Source organism: Streptomyces sp. NPDC052114, assembly GCF_040680155.1.
Lineage (GTDB): Bacteria > Actinomycetota > Actinomycetes > Streptomycetales > Streptomycetaceae > Streptomyces.
This window is the reverse complement of record NZ_JBFAWC010000002.1, coordinates 110,830-129,576: the sequence shown is the minus strand read 5'-3', so window position 1 is coordinate 129,576 and position 18,747 is coordinate 110,830. Positions and strand designations below refer to the sequence as shown.

14 protein-coding genes are annotated in these 18,747 nt (G+C 71.9%); 3 read left to right on the top strand and 11 right to left on the bottom strand.

The genetic code is table 11. The annotated features are described in order from the left end of the window. Positions 1-6: 6 nt before the first annotated feature. Complete coding sequence (locus AB0L89_RS04760) at positions 7-1,287, bottom strand: M14 family metallocarboxypeptidase (RefSeq protein ID WP_365134325.1); 1,281 nt, start codon at positions 1,285-1,287, stop codon at positions 7-9. Beyond that, on the bottom strand, positions 1,284-3,293 hold the full coding sequence (locus AB0L89_RS04755; protein ID WP_365134322.1) for a Xaa-Pro dipeptidyl-peptidase: 2,010 nt from the start codon (positions 3,291-3,293) through the stop codon (positions 1,284-1,286). Before AB0L89_RS04755 ends, AB0L89_RS04760 begins: the two co-directional genes overlap by 4 nt. Before the next feature lie 202 nt (positions 3,294-3,495). On the opposite strand from AB0L89_RS04755, the gene AB0L89_RS04750 reads away from it, so the two are divergent. Then, positions 3,496-5,010 (top strand): M1 family metallopeptidase, encoded by a 1,515-nt coding sequence (locus AB0L89_RS04750; protein WP_365134319.1) that lies wholly within the window; start codon positions 3,496-3,498, stop codon positions 5,008-5,010. Positions 5,011-5,052: 42 nt separating this feature from the next. Here the strand turns inward: AB0L89_RS04750 and AB0L89_RS04745 are convergent, their stop codons facing one another. Then, positions 5,053-5,904, bottom strand: a complete 852-nt coding sequence (locus AB0L89_RS04745) for an oxygenase MpaB family protein (protein WP_365134316.1) — start codon at positions 5,902-5,904, stop codon at positions 5,053-5,055. Positions 5,905-6,285: 381 nt separating this feature from the next. On the opposite strand from AB0L89_RS04745, the gene AB0L89_RS04740 reads away from it, so the two are divergent. Continuing rightward, complete coding sequence (locus tag AB0L89_RS04740) at positions 6,286-7,746, top strand: aldehyde dehydrogenase family protein (protein ID WP_365134313.1); 1,461 nt, start codon at positions 6,286-6,288, stop codon at positions 7,744-7,746. Between the two features lie 60 nt (positions 7,747-7,806). Here AB0L89_RS04740 and AB0L89_RS04735 read toward each other — a convergent pair whose 3' ends face one another. The 5 genes from AB0L89_RS04735 to AB0L89_RS04715 form a co-directional block, all read right to left on the bottom strand. Then, entirely contained in the window at positions 7,807-8,619 is an 813-nt protein-coding gene (locus AB0L89_RS04735) for an alpha/beta fold hydrolase (protein WP_365134310.1), read from the bottom strand. A gap of 70 nt (positions 8,620-8,689) precedes the next feature. Continuing rightward, positions 8,690-9,298, bottom strand: a complete 609-nt coding sequence (locus AB0L89_RS04730; RefSeq protein WP_365134307.1) for a hypothetical protein — start codon at positions 9,296-9,298, stop codon at positions 8,690-8,692. A 137-nt stretch (positions 9,299-9,435) separates the two neighbouring features. Beyond that, positions 9,436-9,915 (bottom strand): macro domain-containing protein, encoded by a 480-nt coding sequence (locus AB0L89_RS04725; protein ID WP_365134304.1) that lies wholly within the window; start codon positions 9,913-9,915, stop codon positions 9,436-9,438. A 58-nt stretch (positions 9,916-9,973) separates the two neighbouring features. Next, positions 9,974-11,452: an amino acid permease gene (locus AB0L89_RS04720; protein WP_365134301.1), complete on the bottom strand. Its 1,479-nt coding sequence runs from the start codon at positions 11,450-11,452 to the stop codon at positions 9,974-9,976. A 160-nt stretch (positions 11,453-11,612) separates the two neighbouring features. Continuing rightward, on the bottom strand, positions 11,613-13,424 hold the full coding sequence (locus AB0L89_RS04715; protein WP_365134298.1) for an AMP-dependent synthetase/ligase: 1,812 nt from the start codon (positions 13,422-13,424) through the stop codon (positions 11,613-11,615). 156 nt (positions 13,425-13,580) lie between these two features. On the opposite strand from AB0L89_RS04715, the gene AB0L89_RS04710 reads away from it, so the two are divergent. Beyond that, complete coding sequence (locus AB0L89_RS04710; protein ID WP_365134296.1) at positions 13,581-14,309, top strand: MerR family transcriptional regulator; 729 nt, start codon at positions 13,581-13,583, stop codon at positions 14,307-14,309. Between the two features lie 18 nt (positions 14,310-14,327). Here AB0L89_RS04710 and AB0L89_RS04705 read toward each other — a convergent pair whose 3' ends face one another. The 3 genes from AB0L89_RS04705 to AB0L89_RS04695 form a co-directional block, all read right to left on the bottom strand. Continuing rightward, positions 14,328-15,059, bottom strand: coding sequence for a hypothetical protein (locus tag AB0L89_RS04705; RefSeq protein WP_365134294.1), 732 nt, complete (start codon positions 15,057-15,059; stop codon positions 14,328-14,330). A gap of 116 nt (positions 15,060-15,175) precedes the next feature. Continuing rightward, positions 15,176-17,347: a 3-hydroxyacyl-CoA dehydrogenase NAD-binding domain-containing protein gene (locus AB0L89_RS04700; protein ID WP_365134291.1), complete on the bottom strand. Its 2,172-nt coding sequence runs from the start codon at positions 17,345-17,347 to the stop codon at positions 15,176-15,178. A gap of 151 nt (positions 17,348-17,498) precedes the next feature. After that, positions 17,499-18,713: an acetyl-CoA C-acetyltransferase gene (locus AB0L89_RS04695; protein WP_365134288.1), complete on the bottom strand. Its 1,215-nt coding sequence runs from the start codon at positions 18,711-18,713 to the stop codon at positions 17,499-17,501. Positions 18,714-18,747 lie beyond the last annotated feature (34 nt).

Sequence of the window (18,747 nt, the reverse complement as noted above, 5' to 3'; positions counted from 1 at the left end):
TCTTGCTCAACAGCTCATGTCGGGCCGACCCGTGACGAGGTGATACGGCGCGCGCTCGTCGAGCAGCAGCGGCACGAGGGCCCGCGCGGACTGCCGCAGCGGGACGTAGGCGCCGGACTTCTGGCGCTTCACGGTGACGCCGTGCAGCGCCAGTTCGTCCCTGATGTCCCCGTACTGCGCGGCGTCCAGGCGGTAGCCGCAGGGCGGGTCCTGGATGATCTCGGACGGCTCGGCGGGGTCGTTGTCGGCGCCGCCGATGTAGACCGGACCGCGGTCGCGGAAGCCCTCGGCCCGCGCCGCCGTGGTGGCCGCCTCAAGGCTCTTGCGGCGCTCGTCGGTGTAGTCGAACAGACCTCCGAGCGCGGAGAGTTGCGAGGTGACGCGGCGGCGGTTGTTGAGCGCCTCGTCCTTCTTCTCGGCCTCCGTGAGGGGGTCGACACGGCTCTCGATGAGCAGGCCGGCGGCGTGCTTGATGCCGGAGACGTTGCGCAGGATGCGCTCCTGCCCGTCGCCCGCCGTCTGCTTGATCGGCTCGCCCGTGACGGGGTCGGTCCAGATGCCGTACGTGCCCGTCGAGTGCCCGTCGGCCTCGGCGGCCGGCCGCACGTACGCCTTCGACAGGGTCTGCGCCTCGTCGTGCACGGCCTCGTCGGTGTTGAGGTTGCGCGGCCAGAGGTCGAAGAGGTCCTTGTCATAGTACTTGGGGGTCGCGCCGTACTCGTGCAGGTCGTAGATGACGTCCGGCGCGCGGTCGCGGATCACGGCGGCCATGGCGCGGGCCTCCGCGGTCGCCAGGGAGATGTGGTCGCGGTTGATGTCGACGCCGTCGGAGTTGCCGCGGGTGTCGGCGGCGCGCCCGTCGGGGTTGGCGGTGGGCACGACCAGGAGCGTGGTGCGGCTCAAGAAGCGCTTGGTCCGCTTGTCCTTCGCGTACGCGAGGTCGCGGATCGTCGACAGGCAGGCCTCGCGGCCGGACGGCTCGTCGCCGTGCTGGCTGCAGATCAGCAACACCGTGTTCTTGGCGGGGCGTTCACCGATGCGGACCAGCTGGAGCGGGCGGTTCTGCTTGGTGGCGCCGATGCGGGAGACGGACACCCGCTCGCTCGCCCTGTCGACGGTGGACAGGAGCTGCTGCTCCTCGGGCTGGGTGGTCCAGCGGGCGCCGTTCGTCTCCTCGAATCCGGTGCGCGGTGGGATCGGCGTCGCCTGCGCGGGCGCCGTCACCAGCGGTGCGGCGAGGGCCGCTGCGGCGCAGGCGAGCGCCAGGGTACGGATGCGCGGTGTCATGAAGTGCTGCCTCCCGGGCGGGGGTTGAGCGGACGCGGCGGGGCCACGCCGTCGAGACGGGTTTCGCGGGGGGTGACGGATGAGGAGGTGGTGAACGCGCCCGCGCCGCCGACCAGCGGCAGCTTCGCCGAGGTCCGGGCGAGGTCGACGGTGAGCGTCGGGGTGTCGGCGGGCGGGTCGATGAGGTTCTTGTCGGTGCCCGCGACGATCAGGGCGAGGCGGTGCCCCTTGGGTACGACGTGGTCGCTCGCGGCGAGGTCGAGGGTGATCGTGTACTTCTTGCCCGGGGTCAACGGGCGGCCCCGGTGCTCGTCGGCCCAGTTGCCGAGGTCGGCCCAGCCGCGGCTGAAGATCGTGTAGTCGACGTCCGCGGTCTTGGCGCGCGTCTCCTTGAAGCAGGAGCTGTCGCCCGGGGTGCTCGCGCCCCAGCACGTGCGCTCGGGGAGGGTGGTGATGCCCTCGGCGTCGTCGGCGTAGTCCCGGATGGTGGCGGGTCCGAGGTCGACGAGGACCGCGGACAGGTGCGCGGTGGGGGTCGTCGGGGTCACCGTGACGGTCACCTTCGAGGAGCCGGAGACGCGCAGGTCACGGGCGAGGGGGCGGCTGGCGAAGCCCGCCTTGGCGGAGGTCGGCGTGTCGATGCGCTCGGCCCAGTCCGTCTCGCTCAGCCGCCGGTCGTCGGTGAACGTCTCGGCGCCCTTGCCGGGGCGCGTGCCGAGGGTGCCGACGCCCGGTGCCGTGCCCTTGGCGGGGCGCAGCGCGACGGTGTGCGTGGCGCGGGGCGGCCAGACGCGGTCGGTGGTCCAGTGGTCCGGGGTGCGCTCGATGTCGGCCATGGGCTCGCGGTCGACGCCGTTGTCGTAGCCGAGGAGTTCGTGGTCGAACCAGCGGTGCAGGGTGCGCACCCAGTCGGCGCGGCGGAAGTCGAACGGGTCGACGTGGCCGGCCTGGCTCAGCCAGAGCTTGCGCTCGACGCCGTGCTCGGCGAGGGCGTCCCACCACTGGCCGAAGTGCTTGGTGCGGACGTTGAGGTCCTGCATCCCGTGCACGGCGAAGACGCTGGCGCGCACCTTGCCCGCGTCCGGCACGTGGTCGCGCTCGGTCCACAGGGGGGTCCAGTCGCCGGTGCGGGGCGCGCCGTCGATCAGGCGCTGCTTCACCGCGCCGCAGCGGGCACGGGCCTCGGGGCTCTCCACGCCGTACGCGAGGCGGTCGGGGCCGCTGTTGTAGAGGGGGGCGCCCTTGGCGAAGTAGTAGTCGTACCAGGAGGAGATCGCGCCGATCGGCACGATGGTCTTGAGACCGCGCACTCCGGTGGCGGCCACGCCCTGCGCGACGGTTCCGTCGTAGCTCTTGCCGATCATTCCGGTGGCGCCGTTGGTCCAGGGGGCCGTGGCGCGGTCGTCGCCGGTGCGGCTGGTGTAGCCGCGGGCGCGGCCGTTCAGCCAGTCGACGACGGCCTTGGCGGACTGGACGTCGGAGCGGCCGCCGACGTCGACGCAGCCGTCGGAGCGGTTGGTGCCGGCGAGGTCCACGGCGACGTAGCCGTATCCGCGGGGGACGAAGTAGTTGTCGTAGTACAGGGGGAACTGGACGGGTCGGCCGTCCGCGTCGTAGGTCTTCTTCTGGCTCTCGTTGCCCCGCCCACAGCAGGAGTAGTACGGGCTCGCGTCCATGATCACGGGTATCCGGCGGCCCGCGCGGTCCGGTTCGCGGGGCCTGACGATGTCGACGGCGACGCGGTCGGTCCTGCCGTCCGCGTCGCCGTCGATTCCGATGTCGACCCATACGGATTCGCGTATCGCGTCCTCGTACGAGTACACGGGTCTGCTCTCGCCCGGCCTGCCCTTGCCCGAGCTCGCGCCCGGTGCGTCCAGGGGCGTGCGCGGGGACGCGGTGGCCCCCTGCGCGGCGCCCGGGGACAGCAGGGTGGCGAGCAGCGCGGCCAGGGCCGCGGCGAGCAGCGATCTCCACAACAGGCGGGTGCGTCGCGCACGTATCGGCATGGCGCGGAAGGTACACCGGTGAACTCCCGTGCGACAGAGGGCCGCATGCGGCGGCGACAGGAGTGTGGGACATCCAGGCACATGTCGGCCGAATGGCGATCGTGTGACGTCTGAGGCCATGGACATGACGTGCGTGGGAAGGGCTGAATAGGGTCGGCGACCAAGAACAACCGATCTTGTGCCCCTACGACTTGGAGCTCTCGTGCACCGCAGACTCATCGCCCCGGGCGCGCTCGCGGCCTCCCTCCTGCTGGCGATCCCGGCATCGGCGGCGGACTTCTCCCCCGGGGCCCCGGGCCTCGGCGACTCCTACTACCCGGCGAGCGGCAACGGCGGATACGACGTCTCGCACTACGATCTGCGGCTGAAGTACCAGCCCGCGACCGACCTGCTCGAAGGCACGGCGACGATCAACGCCCGCACCACGCAGAACCTCTCGCGCTTCAACCTGGACCTCGGCCTCAAGGTCTCCGAGGTGCGGGTGAACGGCAAGAAGGCGAAGTTCGCGCAGACCGGCGGCCAGGAGCTGGAGATCACTCCGGCCGCGGGGCTGGCCAAGGGCACGCCGATCACCGTGGTCGTGCGCTACTCCGGCAAGCCGTCCGAGGTGAAGATCAACGGCTACACGGCCTGGCACCGCACGCCCGACGGCGGCGTCGCGGCACAGGAGCCGGAGTCGGCCGTGTGGTGGTTCCCGTCCAACGACCACCCGCTGGACAAGGCGACGTACGACGTGTCGGTGGCCGTGCCGGACGGCACCCAGGCGATCTCCAACGGCGTGCTGCAGTCGCAGAGCTCCAAGCTGGGCTGGACCCGCTACAACTGGCGTTCGAACAAGCCGCAGGCCAGCTACCTGGCCACGCTCGCGGTCGGCAAGTTCGACATCACGACCGACAAGACGGAGTCCGGCCTTCCGGTCCTCAACGCCTACAGCAAGGACCTCGGCGACAACGCCGGCTCGGCCCGCGCCAGCATCGAGCGGACCACCGAGATCGCCGAGTGGCTGGAGACGATCTACGGGAAGTACCCGTTCAACGCGCTCGGCGGCTACGTCCCGAACGTGAAGAGCAGCTACGCCCTGGAGACCCAGACGCGGCCCTTCTACAGCCCGTCCGCGTTCTCGAACGGCTCCAACGCCTCGATCGTCGTGCATGAGCTGGCCCACCAGTGGAACGGCGACAACGTCTCCGTGGACAACTGGAAGGACATCTGGGTCAGCGAGGGCTTCGCCCGCTACAGCCAGTGGCTGTGGTCGGAGAAGGAGGGCGAGGGCACGGCCCAGGAGCTGGCGGACTACGCGTACGCCCAGCGGCCCGCCGACGACCCGTTCTGGCAGGTCAAGCCGGGCGACCCGGGTCCGGACAACCAGTTCCACATCGCGGTCTACGACCGGGGCGCGCTCGCCCTTCAGGCGCTGCGCAACGAGGTCGGCGACGACACGTTCTTCGAGATCCTCAAGGGCTGGCAGACGTCGCGCGCCTACGGCAACGCCAAGGTCGGCGACTTCGTCAAGTACGCCGAGAAGGTCTCCGGCAAGCCGCTCGCGGAGCTCTTCGACACCTGGCTGTACCAGCCCTCGCGCCCGGAGGCGCCCGCCGCGCGCGAGGCCGGCATCGCCCGTGCCGCTTCCGCGCCGGCCAAGCCGAAGTCGTGGCAGAAGATCGCCGCCACGAACGACGTGCACGAGCACGGGGACGACGAGAAGCACGGTCACTGAGAACCGGCCGCACCACGGTCGAACACGCCGCGCCGTCCGGGCTCACCGCCCGGCGGCGCGGTGCCGTGCCCGGGCCTCACGGGCGATCGGCAGATAGCGCAGCCGCTCCGGCAGGAGCGGCACCACCGTGCGGACCACCCTGCCGAAGCGGCGGAGTCTGCGCTCCTGCGCGGCCGTCCACGGCAGACCGATCGCCGCACGGGCGTCCGGCGGCATCAGGCCGATCGTGACGAAGCGGCGGAAGCGGGCCAGCGGCGGCAGGAGCACCGGCCACAGCGCGCGCAGCAGCAGCCGCAGCGGGTACGGGCCGCGGTCCGGCGGCGGCACCGGACGGTCCGTGGCGGTCAGCTCCTCGGCGACGGCCGTGAGCTCCACCTCGTCGGCCAGCACCTCGCGGTAGCGCGGCCAGAACTCCTGGAGCGTCTGCGGCATGTCCCGGTCGTGGATGCCGAGGATCCGTCCGACCTGGAGCCACTCCGCGTACAGCTGCCGCTCCTCGGCGGCGGTGAAGGGACGGCCCAGGTACTTCTGCGCATGCCGGTAGACGGGGAAACCGGTGGCGTGGACCCAGGCGTAGTACGCGGGCATCAGCGCGTGGTAGCGGCGGCCGTGCGCGTCGGTGCCCTGGATGGCGCGGTGCAGCACGCGGAGCCTGCGGCCCTCTTCGGCGGCCGCCTCCCCGCCGTACACCCAGAGCAGGACCGACCGCACCGAACGCTCGCCCCGGCCCCAGGGATCGGTACGGAACACCGAGTGCTCGTCGACGCCGGCCCCGACGGCCGGGTGGGCCACCTGCATGGTCAGCGCGGGCGGCAGCATGAGGAGCATGCGGATGTCGCCCGCGATGCTCCAGAGGATGCCGCCGGGCGGAGGCGGGAGGGGGTCGGGCTCCATGCGGCGTGCTCCTCGGCCGTGCTCGGGGGCGGAGGGCGGGACCGGACAGGTCCGGAGCGCCCGGCGGGCGACCGACCCGCCTGTGGGTCCGTCCCCGGTTCGTACGTGATCCAGTATGCGACGGCGAGCGCGCGGGACGCCGCCGGGCCGCGACAGCGCTCCCGGGGAGGGCAGCTCGGGATCCCGCGCATCCTTCGCCCCTCGGTGGGCAGGATCGCCCTCGCACTGCCCGGCGAACCACCGCGTGCGGTCCGGGGCCGTCCGGCGGTCCTGCGGGCTGCCGCCCGCGCGGCCGCACCGGTCGCCCGCGCTGCCCCGCACCAGGCGCACAGCCGTCCGGTGCGGCCGCTGCCCGCCGAAGTACCCCAGGAGCCCTGACTGATGCCGACCTTCTCCGTACGTTCCCCCGCAACCGGTGACGTCATCGGCGAGCACCCGGTGCACGGCCCCGACGAGGTCGCCGACGCCGTCGTGCGCGGCCGGGGCGCGGCCGCCGGCTGGGCGGCCCTCGGCTGGGCCGGCCGGCGGACCCGGCTGCTCGCGTGGAAGCGGTCGCTGGCCCGGCGCATGGACGAGCTCGCGGACGTCGTCGTGGCCGAGACCGGCAAGCCCGCGCACGACGCGCGGGCCGAAGTCATGCTCACGCTGGTCCACTTGGACTGGGCCGCCCGCAACGCGCGGCGCGTGCTGCGGGTGCGCCGGGTGCCGTCGGGACTGCTCTCCGCCCATCAGCGCTCCTTCCTCGGCCACCGTCCGTTCGGCGTCGTCGGCGTGATCGGGCCGTGGAACTACCCCGTCTTCACCCCCATGGGCTCGATCGGATACGCGCTCGCCGCCGGGAACGCCGTCGTCTTCAAGCCGTCCGAACTGACGTCGGGCACGGGCGCGTTCCTCGCGGCCTCCTTCGACGACGCGGTGCCGGACTGCGCGGGGCTGCTGCGCACGGTGACCGGTCCCGGCGCGACGGGGCAGGCGCTCGCGGAGGCCGGTGTGGACAAGCTGGCGTTCACCGGGTCGCCCGGGACCGCGCGCAAGGTGGCCGAGGTCTGCGCGCGTTCGCTCACGCCGCTGCTCGCGGAGTGCGGCGGCAAGGACGCCGTCCTCGTGGGCGCGGACGCCGACCTGGAGGAGGCGGCCGAGGCGATCGTGTGGGGCGCCATGGCCAACGCGGGGCAGACCTGCGCGGGCGTCGAGCGCGTCTACGCGGTGGCGTCGGTGCACGAGCGGCTCTGCGGGCTGATCACCGCACGGGCCCGGTCCCTGACCGCCGGGGAGCACTACGGCCCGATGACGCTCGCGACCCAACTCGGTGTCGTGGAGCGCCATATGAAGGAGGCGCTGTCCGCCGGCGGGCGGGCGCCGCTCGGCGGGCCCGAGTCGGTCGCGGCACCGTTCGTGCAGCCCGTGGTCCTGGTCGACGTCCCCGAGAACTCGCCCGCGATGACGGAGGAGACCTTCGGGCCCGTCGTCGCGGTCAACCGTGTGCGGGACCTGAACGAGGCGGTGGAGCGGGCCAACGCGTCGCCGTACGCGCTGGGCGCGGCGGTCTTCACCGGGTCGCGGGCCACCGGGCGCGCGGTGGCCGGGCGGCTGAACTCCGGGATGGTGGCGGTCAATTCGGTGCTGGGGTTCGCGGCCGTGCCCGCGCTGCCGTTCGGCGGCACGGGCGAGTCGGGGTTCGGGCGGATCCATGGCGAGGAGGGGCTGCGGGCGTTCGCGGTGCCGCGCTCGGTGACGGTGAAGCGGTTCGCGCCGTACGCCGATCTGACGTCGTTCGCGACCGCGCCGGAGAAGGCGGCGCGCGCCGTTGAGCTGGGGCGCAGGCTCCATGCGCGCTTCTGACGGACGCCGTTCCCCTCTGCTGGACCACTGACCGCCGGCCCCCTGGGCGGTCGGGTCCCCTCAGCGCGCGGCGGCGTACGCGTCCAGGACGGCCTCGACCACCGCGTCCGGTTCCCGCACCGTCGGGAAGTGGTCGCTGTGGGCGAGGCGGACCAGACGGCAGCCGGGGATGCGCTCCGCCATGACCTCGTTGACGCGGACGACCTCGGGCTGGTCCTGTTCACCGAGGACGAGCACGCACGGCACGTCCAGTTCGCCGAGCCGGTCGAAGACGGGCGGGTCCGGCACGTGATGGGGGTGGACAGCGAGCCATGCCGGGACCACCGCCCGCAGGAGCTCGGTCACCTCGGTGTCGTCCCCGGTGCCCACGGCGGCGGAGGTGCGCCGCATGAGCGTCACGATGCCCTCCACGTCACCCGCCTCGGCGAGCCTGCCGACCTCGGCCATCAGCTCCGGCGGCAGCGGGTCGTCGGCGCCGGTGACGCTCGGGACGACCAGGGCGAGGCCCGCCACCCGGGCCGGGTCGCGGAGCGCGAGGCTGAGGGCCGTCGCGCCGCCCATGCTGGACCCGACCAGGACGGCGCGGGCCACCCCGAAGTGGTCGAGGACCGCGATCAGGTCCTCGACCAGCGAGAACGCGGCGGTCGGGGCGGGGGACCTGCCGTACGCCCGCGCGTCGTAGCGGATCACCCGGTGCCGCTTCGTGAGGCGCGGCAGGATGCCGTCCCAGATCCGGGAGTCACCGACTCCCGGATGCAGCAGGACCAGGGGGAGCCCCTCGCCACCCGCGCCGCTCGGCGCACCCGTGCCGCTCGGCGCACCCGAGTCCTGCGCCCACAGTTCGCCGTCCTTGACCGAGACCATGACATCCATGCGTCGAGTCTCCGGGGGCGGCGGACCGGCCGCCAGGGGTGACGGGGGACGAGGCCCCGAATGCGTAGGGCTAGCGGCCGGAACCCGTCGAGTCGGTGCGGGGCGCGGCGTCCTCGGCGTCGGTGCCCGGCCCGGTGCCGGAATCGGAGCCGGGCCCGGTGCCACGGTCCGCCCGCGTGCCCGGCGCCACGACGCTCCCCGTGCCGTTCGCCCCGCCCGGTGCGGCTATCGGTTCGCCCACGATCCGACTGGCCAGTTCGGACGCCAGCTCCGAGACGCGGCCGCGCAGTTCGGCCTCGGCCGCCGCGCGCTCGGCCTCCACCCGGGCCTGCCCGGTGACGACGACCTCATCGCGCTCCCGCCGGCCGTCCGCGCAGGCCTCGGCGATCAAGGCCGTGCCCTCCTCCCGCGCGTCCTGGCGCGTGCGGGCGGCGTCGCGCCGGGCCTCGGCGAGCAGCCCTTCAGTCAGGGCCGCCAGTTGCTCGGCCTCCCTCCTGAAGAGGGCGGGCCTCCCGCCCTGTATGTCGTCGAAGATCATCTCGCGCGCGTGGAGCACGCGCTCGACACGGGGCAGCGTGCGCCCGACGAAGAAGAGGACTCCTCCGAACACGACGACGCCGAAGACCAGTTGCGCGACGTCCGGGTTCAGGGGACCGATGTTCGCGGGGATGAGCAGCATGTCAGAGCCATACCCGCTCATCCGTGCACAACAACGCCCATCTGTAGGGGAGTTGAGTGACGGCCGTCACTCCCCCGCCCCGCGCACCCCCCAGCGGAACGCGGGCCACACCGGCACGACGCCCGCGGCGAATGGCCTCAGTCCCCGAAGTCGTACACCGTCACCGATATCCCGCGCGCCACCAGCCGCTCGGCTATCAGCGACTCCACGCGCGACCACGTGCCGCCCGCGAGCCCGCAGCCGATGCGCGGCATGTGCACGGAGGCGCCGAGCTCGACGGCCTTGTCGGCGAGGGCGGTCAGGGCGGTGTCGATCGCCTCGTACCGGACGGGGACGCCCTTGCTGCCCGTGCGCATCCCCCGCTGCCCCACCATGTTGGCGACCCACAGGCCGCGGCCCACGTCGACGAACTGGACGGCACCGAGGCCGAAGTCGTTCTTCGCGCGCTCGCGGTGCCACCGCCGGTACGCCTTCTCCGGCTCCGGCCAGCGGCGCGAGACCGCGAGCACGAAGCCCTTCCCCCAGCCCCCGAGGTCGTTGCAGACGTGGGCGATCAGCTTGACGCCCTGGCCCAACGGCGCGGTGGTGTCACCTCGGACATAAATGATCTCCGACATGACGCCACCGTAGGGGCTACCACTGACAACGGCCGTCGAGCGGCCGTCGCCCGGGCTGTCACCGGTCCTGCGGCTCCCGCGGGACGGTGAGGCCCTGCGCCTCGCGCGCCACCCGGCGACGGACGCCGAACCAGCCCGCGACCAGGGCGGCGCCCACGATCGGGATGAGGAACAGCGTCTTGCGGCCGACCTCGGCGTCCTTCCACATCAGGCACAGGACGGCGAGCAGGAACGCGATCGTCACGTACTCGGTGACTCCGCTGCCGGGCAGGCGGAACTTCGGCCGGGTGATCTCCCCGCGCTTCGCGCTGCGCACGAAGGCCAGGTGACACACCATGATCGTGATCCAGGTGCCGATGATGCCGAGCGAGGCCACGTTCAGGACGATCTCGAAGGCCTGGTCCGGGACGATGCGGTTCAGGCCGACGCCGAGCACGCCGATCGAGGCGGTGAGCAGGATGCCGCCGTAGGGCACCTGGCTGCGGTTCATCCGCGCGGTGAACTTGGGGGCCGAGCCCGACATGGCCATCGAGCGCAGGATGCGGCCGGTGGAGTACAGGCCGGAGTTGAGCGAGGACATGGCCGCGGTGAGGACCACGAAGTTCATCACGTCGCCGGCGGCCGGGACGCCGATCTTGGACAGGACCGTCACGAACGGGCTCTGGTCGGCCGAGTACAGCGAGCCGGGCAGCAGCAGCGCGAGCAGGACCACGGAGCCGACGTAGAACAGGCCCACGCGCCACATGATGGAGTTCACCGCGCGCGGGACGACCTTCTGCGGGTCCTTCGTCTCGCCCGCCGCGACGCCGACCAGCTCCAGGGACGCGTACGCGAAGACGACGCCCTGCATCACGATCACGACCGGCATGATGCCGTTCGGCAGGAAGCCGCCGTGGTCGGTGATCATGTTCAGGCCCGGCGTCTCGCCGCCCACCTTGTGCTGGCTGGCCAGCAGCCAGATACCGATGATCATGAAGGCGGAGAGCGCGGCGACCTTGATGATCGCGAACCAGAACTCCATCTCGCCGAAGTACTTCACCGAGATGAGGTTCACGGAGAGCACCACCGCGAGGGCGATCAGCGCGAGCACCCACTGCGGTATGTCGGTGAAGAAGCTCCAGTAGTGCGTGTACAGGGCGATCGCCGTGATGTCGGCGATGCACGTGGTCGACCAGTTGAGGAAGTACATCCAACCGGCGAAGAACGCGCCCTTCTCCCCGAGGAACTCACGCGCGTACGAGACGAACGAACCCGAGGACGGCCGGTACAGGACCATCTCGCCGAGCGCCCTGACGACGAAGAACGCGAAGATGCCGCACACGAGGTACGCGACGGCGAGCGCGGGCCCCGCCGAGTTGAGGCGTCCGCCGGCCCCGAGGAAGAGGCCGGTGCCGATCGCGCCACCGATCGCGATCATGTTGACGTGGCGGGCCTTGAGGTCCTTGCTGTATCCGGCGTCGCCGGCGTCCGCGGGGGCCTGGGAGGCGTCGTTGCGGGACTCCTCCACGGCGGCCGTGTCTACGGCTTCCTTGCTCACGTGCGACTTCTACTCTCTGGTGCCCGGAAGAGCTCCGGGGTCCGGAATGTGCTCCGGCCCGCGACACCCCTGACGTGCCCGGACCGACGGGACACCTTCCCCCAGAGATCACCCCCCACGCGGTGGCGCACGTCACATAGCGGGACTTCTCACATGCTGGTCAGGGGGTGTACAGCTCCTCGACGACCTGCTCGTACCGCTCACGGATCACCCGGCGGCGCAGCTTCAGGGACGGCGTCAGCTCGCCCGTCTGCGGACCCCACTCCTCGGCGAGCAGGCGGTAGCGCTTGACCTGTTCGGTGCGGTTCAGGCGCGCGTTGGCGGCCTCGACGGCGCGGGCCACCTCCGCCCGCACGGCCGGGTGGGCCACCAGGTCCTCCCCGGGCCCGATGCCCTGGGCGGCGGCCCAGGCGGGCGCCAGATCCGGGTCGAGGACCAGCAGCGCCACCAGATAGGAGCGGCCGTCGCCGTGCACGAGGGCCTGGCCGATCAGCGGGTGCTCCTTGAGCGCGTTCTCGACGAGGGCGGGCGAGACGTTCTTGCCCGTCGACGTCACGATCATTTCCTTCTTGCGGTCGGTGATCCAGAGGAATCCGTCCGCGTCGATCCGCCCGATGTCGCCGGTGGCGAACCAGCCGTCCGCGTCGCAGGCGCTGTCGACACCGCCGTCGGGCCGCAGATAGCCGTCGAAGACCGTCGCGCCGCGCACGAGGATCTCGCCGTCGTCGGCGGTGCGGATCTCCAGGCCGTCCAGGGGGCGGCCCACCGACCCCATGCGGAACGCGTCGGGTCCGTTCGTCGTGACGACGCCGGTGGTCTCGGTCAGCCCCCACGCGTCCATGATCACCAGCCCGAAGCCGGCCCAGAAGCGGGCGACGTCCAGCGGCATCGGCGCCGAGGCGCTCGCGGTCCACACCAGCCGGTCGAACCCGGCGAGCGCGAGCAGCGGGTCGAGGACCTTCTCCTTGGCCTCCTCGTACGCGGCCAGCAGCTCGGCGGAGGGTTCCTCGCCGCGCTCCAGGCAGTCGACACGCGCGCGTGCCGTCTCGTTCGCCGCCGCCACGGCCCGGCGCCGCTCCTCGGGCAGCCCGGCGAGCGCGGCCCGCACGGAGGCGGCGAGCTTCTCCCACACGCGCGGGACACCGAAGAACTGGACGGGATGCAGCTCGCGCGCGGTGGCGGCGACCTGGGCCGGGTCGGCGCAGAGGTAGACGTGCGCGGCGCGCAGCACCGGCAGATAGATGCCGAGCAGGCGCTCCGCGATGTGCGCGAAGGGCAGGTAGCAGATGTGCCCGACGTGTTCGGGGAAGTCGACGACGGAATCCAGGGCGATGCCGTTGAGGACGACGTTGCGGTGGGTGAGCCGCACGCCCTTGGGGTCGCCGGTGGTGCCGGAGGTGTAGACGACGGTGAGCGCGTCGGTGGCGCGGTTCTCCTGCCAGGCCTTCTCGAAGGCGTCCGGATGGAACAGCCGGCCGCCCGATGCGTGCAGGGAGCCGTAGGTGCGGTGGGTGCCCGCGTCGGCGGCCTCCACGACGACGAGGCGCTCCAGCGGGGCGCTCTCGTCGGCGAGCAGGGGCTCCCAGCGCGGGAGTTCGCGGGCGCCCTCGACGATCGCGAAGCGGGCGCCGCTGTGCCGGACGATGTGCGCGATCTGCTCGGGGGCCGCGGTGCCGTACACGGTGACGGGGACGGCACCGAGGTGGACGAGGGCGAGGTCGCTCAGCCAGTGCTCGGGGCGGTTGCCCATCATCATCAGGACGTGCTCGCCGCGCCGCACGCCGAGCGCGGCGTACCCGGCGGCGAGCACGGCGACCTTGCGCCGCGCCTCGCGCCAGGTGAGCGTCGTCCACTCCTCGCCCGTGCGCCAGGAGAGCGCGGGAAGATCTCCGTGGTCCTCGGCATTGCGGAGCAGCAGGGCGGGGAGCGTGATGTCGGCGGGGTCCCCGGGGAGTCGCAGGATCGTGGTCATGACCGCCTCCTGGAGCCATCGGCTGTGCGTGTGCGGACGCGTGACTGGGTGCCTGGCCGGCCGTGCGAGGGAGCGAGTGACTGGCCCGGAGGGTTTCACAACACTGGTGTGCCAGCAATACTGTTGCACCGGATTGATGCACAGGAGGGCGCTGCCATGACGACGGACACCGAGGAGCCGACACTCACCGTCGACGAACTGGCCGCGCGCGCGGGCGTCACGGTCCGCACGATCCGCTTCTACGGCACCAAGGGACTGCTGCCGCCGCCGGTCATCGGCCCGCGCCGCGTCGGCCACTACGGCCAGGCCCACCTCTCCCGGCTCGCGCTCATCGAGGAGCTCCAGCACCAGGGCATGACGCTCGCCGCGATCGAGCGGTACCTGGAACAGCTGCCGGCGGACCTGAGCGCGCACGATCTCGCCATCCACCGTGCGGTGGTGGCCTCGTGGGCGCCCGACTCCGCGGAGGACGTGCCGCTCGCCGAGCTGGAGCGCAGGGCGGGCCGCGCGCTGGGCGAGCAGGACCTGGACCGGCTCGCGGCGATGGGCGTGACCGCCCGGACCCAGACGCCGGGGACGTACCGCGTGGACCTGGGGCTGCTGCGGCTCGGGGTGCAGCTCCTGGACGTACCCATCGAGCACGAGACGATCCTCGCGGCGCGCACGGTCCTGATGGAGCACACCCGCTCGGCCGCGCACGAGCTGTCGCGGCTCTTCCGCGACGAGGTGTGGGGGCCCTACCGCGAGCGCGAGTCGGACCCCGAGCACGTGGCCGCGATGCGGTCGCTGTCGGCCCATATGCAGCCGATGGTGGTGCAGGCGCTGGTGACCGCGTTCCAGCGCTCGCTCAAGGAGGAGCTGCGGGAGTGGCTCAAGGAGGGGTGAGCCACTCCCCCGGCTTGCCTACGCCACGGTGACGTCGGCCGCGCTCGCGGTCGGCGTCTCGTCCTGCGCGGCCTGCCGCAGACGCGCGGCGTAGACCTCGGAGAGCTTCTTCAGGTCGCTTCCCGCGGCGGCGGCGCCCGCGGTGTCACGGACCTCCAGCGTGCCGATGCAGTCGCCCTGGAAGATCACGATCTCCTGGGTGTTCTTCTTCGCGGCCGTCTTGTAGGCGTACGTGATGCTCCCGCCGCCCTGCGACGGGCCGTCGACGACCTTGAGCTGGCGCGTGTTGTTGCGCGCGAAGCTCTCCCAGGCGGTGAAGGCGCGCTGGGCGGCGTGCGCGTTGCGGTACACGATCACGTCGTAGCCGACGCCCTCGGCGCGGTCGCCGGTGCGGTAGCCGACCCGGCCGTTCGCGATGGCGCCCTTGCACTTGCCGCCCGGGTCCTTGCACACGGACGGCGCCTTGGCGCGGCTGTGCAGCTCCGTGGTGACGGTGCGCAGGGCGGCCGGCATGGTGCCGGCGGGCGGCAGGATCGCCTCGGCCCGCCGGGCGCCGCTCAGGGAGCCCGCACCCTTGGCCTTCCCCGCGGAACCGCCCGTCGCGCCGCCGACGGTGCGGCTGTGCGAGGACGACGAGCCGTGCTTGTGCTTCTTCTTGCTCTTCTTGCCCCCGCAGCCCGTCAGGGCCAGTGAGAGGACCAGCACTCCGACGCCGACTGCCCGCGTCGTTCCCCCAGTCGTGAACCGCACTGCGGCCACCTTCCACTTGTCGTGATCATGCCTACGGCAGGATACGACGCGGGGGCAGCGCCTCCGGTTCCGCCTCTGACCAGGCGAAACCGAAGGCGCGGCCGACGCCAGGTGACTCAGGCGTCGCTGAACTTCTCGCCGTTCTCGGCCTTTTCGACCAGCAGCGCCGGCGGCGTGAACCTCTCTCCGTAGCGCTCGGCGAGCTCACGCGCGCGTGCCACGAATCCGGGCAGGCCGCCCTCATAGCCGTTGATGTACTGCAGCACGCCGCCCGTCCAGCCCGGGAAGCCGATGCCGAAGATGGAGCCGATGTTGGCGTCGGCGACCGACGTCAGGACGCCCTCCTCGATCAGGCGCACGGTGTCGAGCGCCTCGGAGAAGAGCATGCGCTCCTGCATGTCCTTGAACGGGATCTCGTGTCCGGGCTTGGTGAAGTGCTCGCGCAGGCCCGGCCAGAGCTTGCCGCGCTTGCCGTCCACGTAGTCGTAGAAGCCCGCTCCCCCGCTCCTGCCGGGGCGCTCGAACTCGTCGACCATGCGGTCGATGACGGCGTCGGAGGGGTGGCCCGCCCAGGTGCCGCCCGCCTCCTCGACCGCACGCCTGGTCTCGTTGCGGATCTTGCGGGGCAGCGTGAGGGTCAGCTCGTCCATGAGCGAGAGGACCTTCGCCGGGTAACCGGCCTGCGCCGCGGCCTGTTCGACGGAGGCGGGCTCGATGCCCTCGCCCACCATCGCGACGCCTTCGTTGATGAAGTGCCCGATGACGCGCGAGGTGAAGAAGCCGCGCGAGTCGTTGACGACGATCGGCGTCTTGTTGATCTGGCGCACCAGGTCGAAGGCGCGCGCCAGCGCCTCGTCACCGGTCCGCTCGCCCTTGATGATCTCGACGAGCGGCATCTTGTCGACCGGCGAGAAGAAGTGCAGACCGATGAAGTCGACGGGCCGGGCGACGCCCTCCGCGAGCAGCGTGATCGGCAGGGTGGACGTGTTCGAGCAGAGCAGCGCGTCCGGCTCGATGACGTCCTGGATCTCCTGGAAGACCTTGTGCTTGAGCGAGGTGTCCTCGAAGACCGCCTCGATCACGGCGTCGCAGCCCGCGAGGGCCTGCGGGTCCGCGGTGGGCGTGATGCGGGCGAGCAGCGCGTCCGCCTTCTCCTGGCTGGTGCGTCCCCGCTGGACCGCCTTGGCGCAGAGCTTCTCGGAGTAGCCCTTGCCCTTGGCGGCGGCCTCCGCGGAGACGTCCTTGAGGACGACCTCGATGCCCGCGCGGGCGCACGAGTACGCGATGCCCGCGCCCATCATCCCGGCGCCGAGCACGGCGACCTTGCGGACCTGGCGCGGCTCGACGCCCTGGGGGCGGTTGGCGCCGGAGTTGACGGCCTGGAGATCGAAGAAGAACGCCTGGATCATGTTCTTGGCGACCTGGCCGGTGACCAGCTCGGTGAAGTACCGGGCCTCGATGGTCAGCGCGGTCTCGAAGTCGACCTGGGAGCCCTCGACGGCCGCCGCGAGGATGTTGCGCGGGGCCGGGTAGTTGGCGCCCGCCGTCTGCTTCTTGAGGTTGGCGGGGAACGCCGGCAGGTTCGCGGCGAACTTGGGGTTGGCCGGGGTGCCGCCCGGGATGCGGTAGCCCGGCTTGTCCCAGGGCTGCTGCGACTCCGGGTTGGCGTCGACGAAGGCGCGGGCCTTCTCGATCATCTCCTCCGGGGTGGCGGCCAGTTCGTGGACGAGGCCGTTCTCCAGGGCGCGCTTCGGGTTGTACTGGGTGCCCTGGAGCAGCACCTTCAGGAGCGCGTCGGCGATGCCCATGAGGCGTACGGTGCGGGTGACGCCGCCGCCCGCAGGGAGCAGGCCGAGGGTGACCTCGGGCAGGCCGATCTTGGAGCCGGGGGCGTCGAGGGCGACGCGGTGGTGCGAGGCGAGGGCGATCTCGTAACCGCCGCCGAGCGCGGCGCCGTTGATGGCGGCGACGACGGGCTTGCCGAGGGTCTCGATGCGGCGCAGCGAGTTCTTGATGGCGGTGCCCGTCTCGAACGCCTGCTGGGCGTTCTCGGGACCGACCTTGATCATGTCCTTCAGGTCGCCGCCCGCGAAGAAGGTCTTCTTCGCGGAGGTGTAGATGATGCCGCGGATCGAGTCCTTCTCGGCCTCGGCGCGGTCGGCGATCGCCGCGATGGAGTCCTTGAACGCCTGGTTCATGGTGTTCGCGGACTGGTTGGGGTCGTCGAGGACGAGGGTGACGACACCGGTGTCGTCCTGTTCCCAGCGGATGGTCGTGCTTTCGGTCATGACTGTGTCTCCGTGAAGTCTCAGATGGGGAGAGGCGGTGGGAGGGGAGGGCGCGGCGGAGCCGCAGGCCTCGGGGGCGCGGGGAACCGCGCGAGCGACCACGGCGCATCCGCGGTCGGCGACGCGCCCCGGGCCTCTGCGGCGCGAGGCCCTACAGCCGCTCGACGATCGTGGCGATGCCCATGCCCCCGCCCACGCACAGCGTGGCCAGCCCGTACCGGAGGTCCCGCCGTTCCAGTTCGTCCACCAGCGTGCCGAGGATCATCGCGCCGGTGGCGCCCAGCGGGTGACCGAGCGCGATCGCGCCACCGTTGACGTTGACCTTGTCCAGGGACAGCCCCATGTCCTTCACGAAACGCAGCACGACCGCGGCGAACGCCTCGTTGATCTCGACGAGGTCGATGTCGTCGATGGTGAGTCCGGCCTTGGCGAGCGCCTTGCGCGTGGCGGGCGCGGGCCCGGTGAGCATGATCAGCGGTTCGGAGCCGGAGACGGCCACGGAGACGATCCGCGCGCGCGGGGTGAGGCCGTAGCGCTCGCCGACCTCCTTGTTGCCGACGGCGACCAGCGAGGCGCCGTCGACGATGCCGGAGGAGTTGCCCGCGTGGTGGACGTGGTCGATCTCCTCGATCCAGTGGTACTTCTGGAGCGCGACCGCGTCGAAGCCGCCGAGGTCGCCGATGTCCTTGAAGGACGGCTTGAGCCCGGCGAGGGAGTCGGCGGTGGTGCCGGGCCGCAGGTGCTCGTCGTGGTCGAGGACGACCAGGCCGTTGCGGTCCTTGACGGGCACGACGGACCGGCCGAAGCGGCCGTCCTTCCAGGCCGCGGCGGCGCGCTCCTGGGAGAGGGCCGCGTACTCGTCGACGTCGCGCCGCGTGAAGCCCTCGACCGTGGCGATCAGGTCGGCGCCGATGCCCTGCGGCGCGAAGTTGGTCTCGAAGTTGGTCATCGGGTCGGCGAACCAGGCACCGCCGTCGGAGGCCATCGGCACCCGCGACATCGACTCCACGCCACCCGCGAGGACCAGGTCCTCCCAGCCCGAGCGGACCTTCATCGCGGCGAGGTTGACCGCTTCCAGGCCCGAGGCGCAGAAGCGGTTCTCCTGGACGCCGGCGACCGTGTCGGGGAGCCCCGCGGCGATGGCCGCGATCCGCGCGATGTCGGAGCCCTGGTCGCCGACGGGACCCACCACACCGAGCACGATGTCGTCGATCGCGGCCGGGTCGAGGTCCGGGAAGCGGGCCTGGATCTCGTGGATCAGGCCGACGACGAGGTCGATCGGCTTGGTGCCGTGCAGGGCGCCATTGGCCTTGCCGCGTCCGCGCGGGGTGCGGATCGCGTCGTATACGTACGCTTCGGTGGTCACGCGAGTGCCTTTCGGGGGTGCTTGAGGGTGAGGG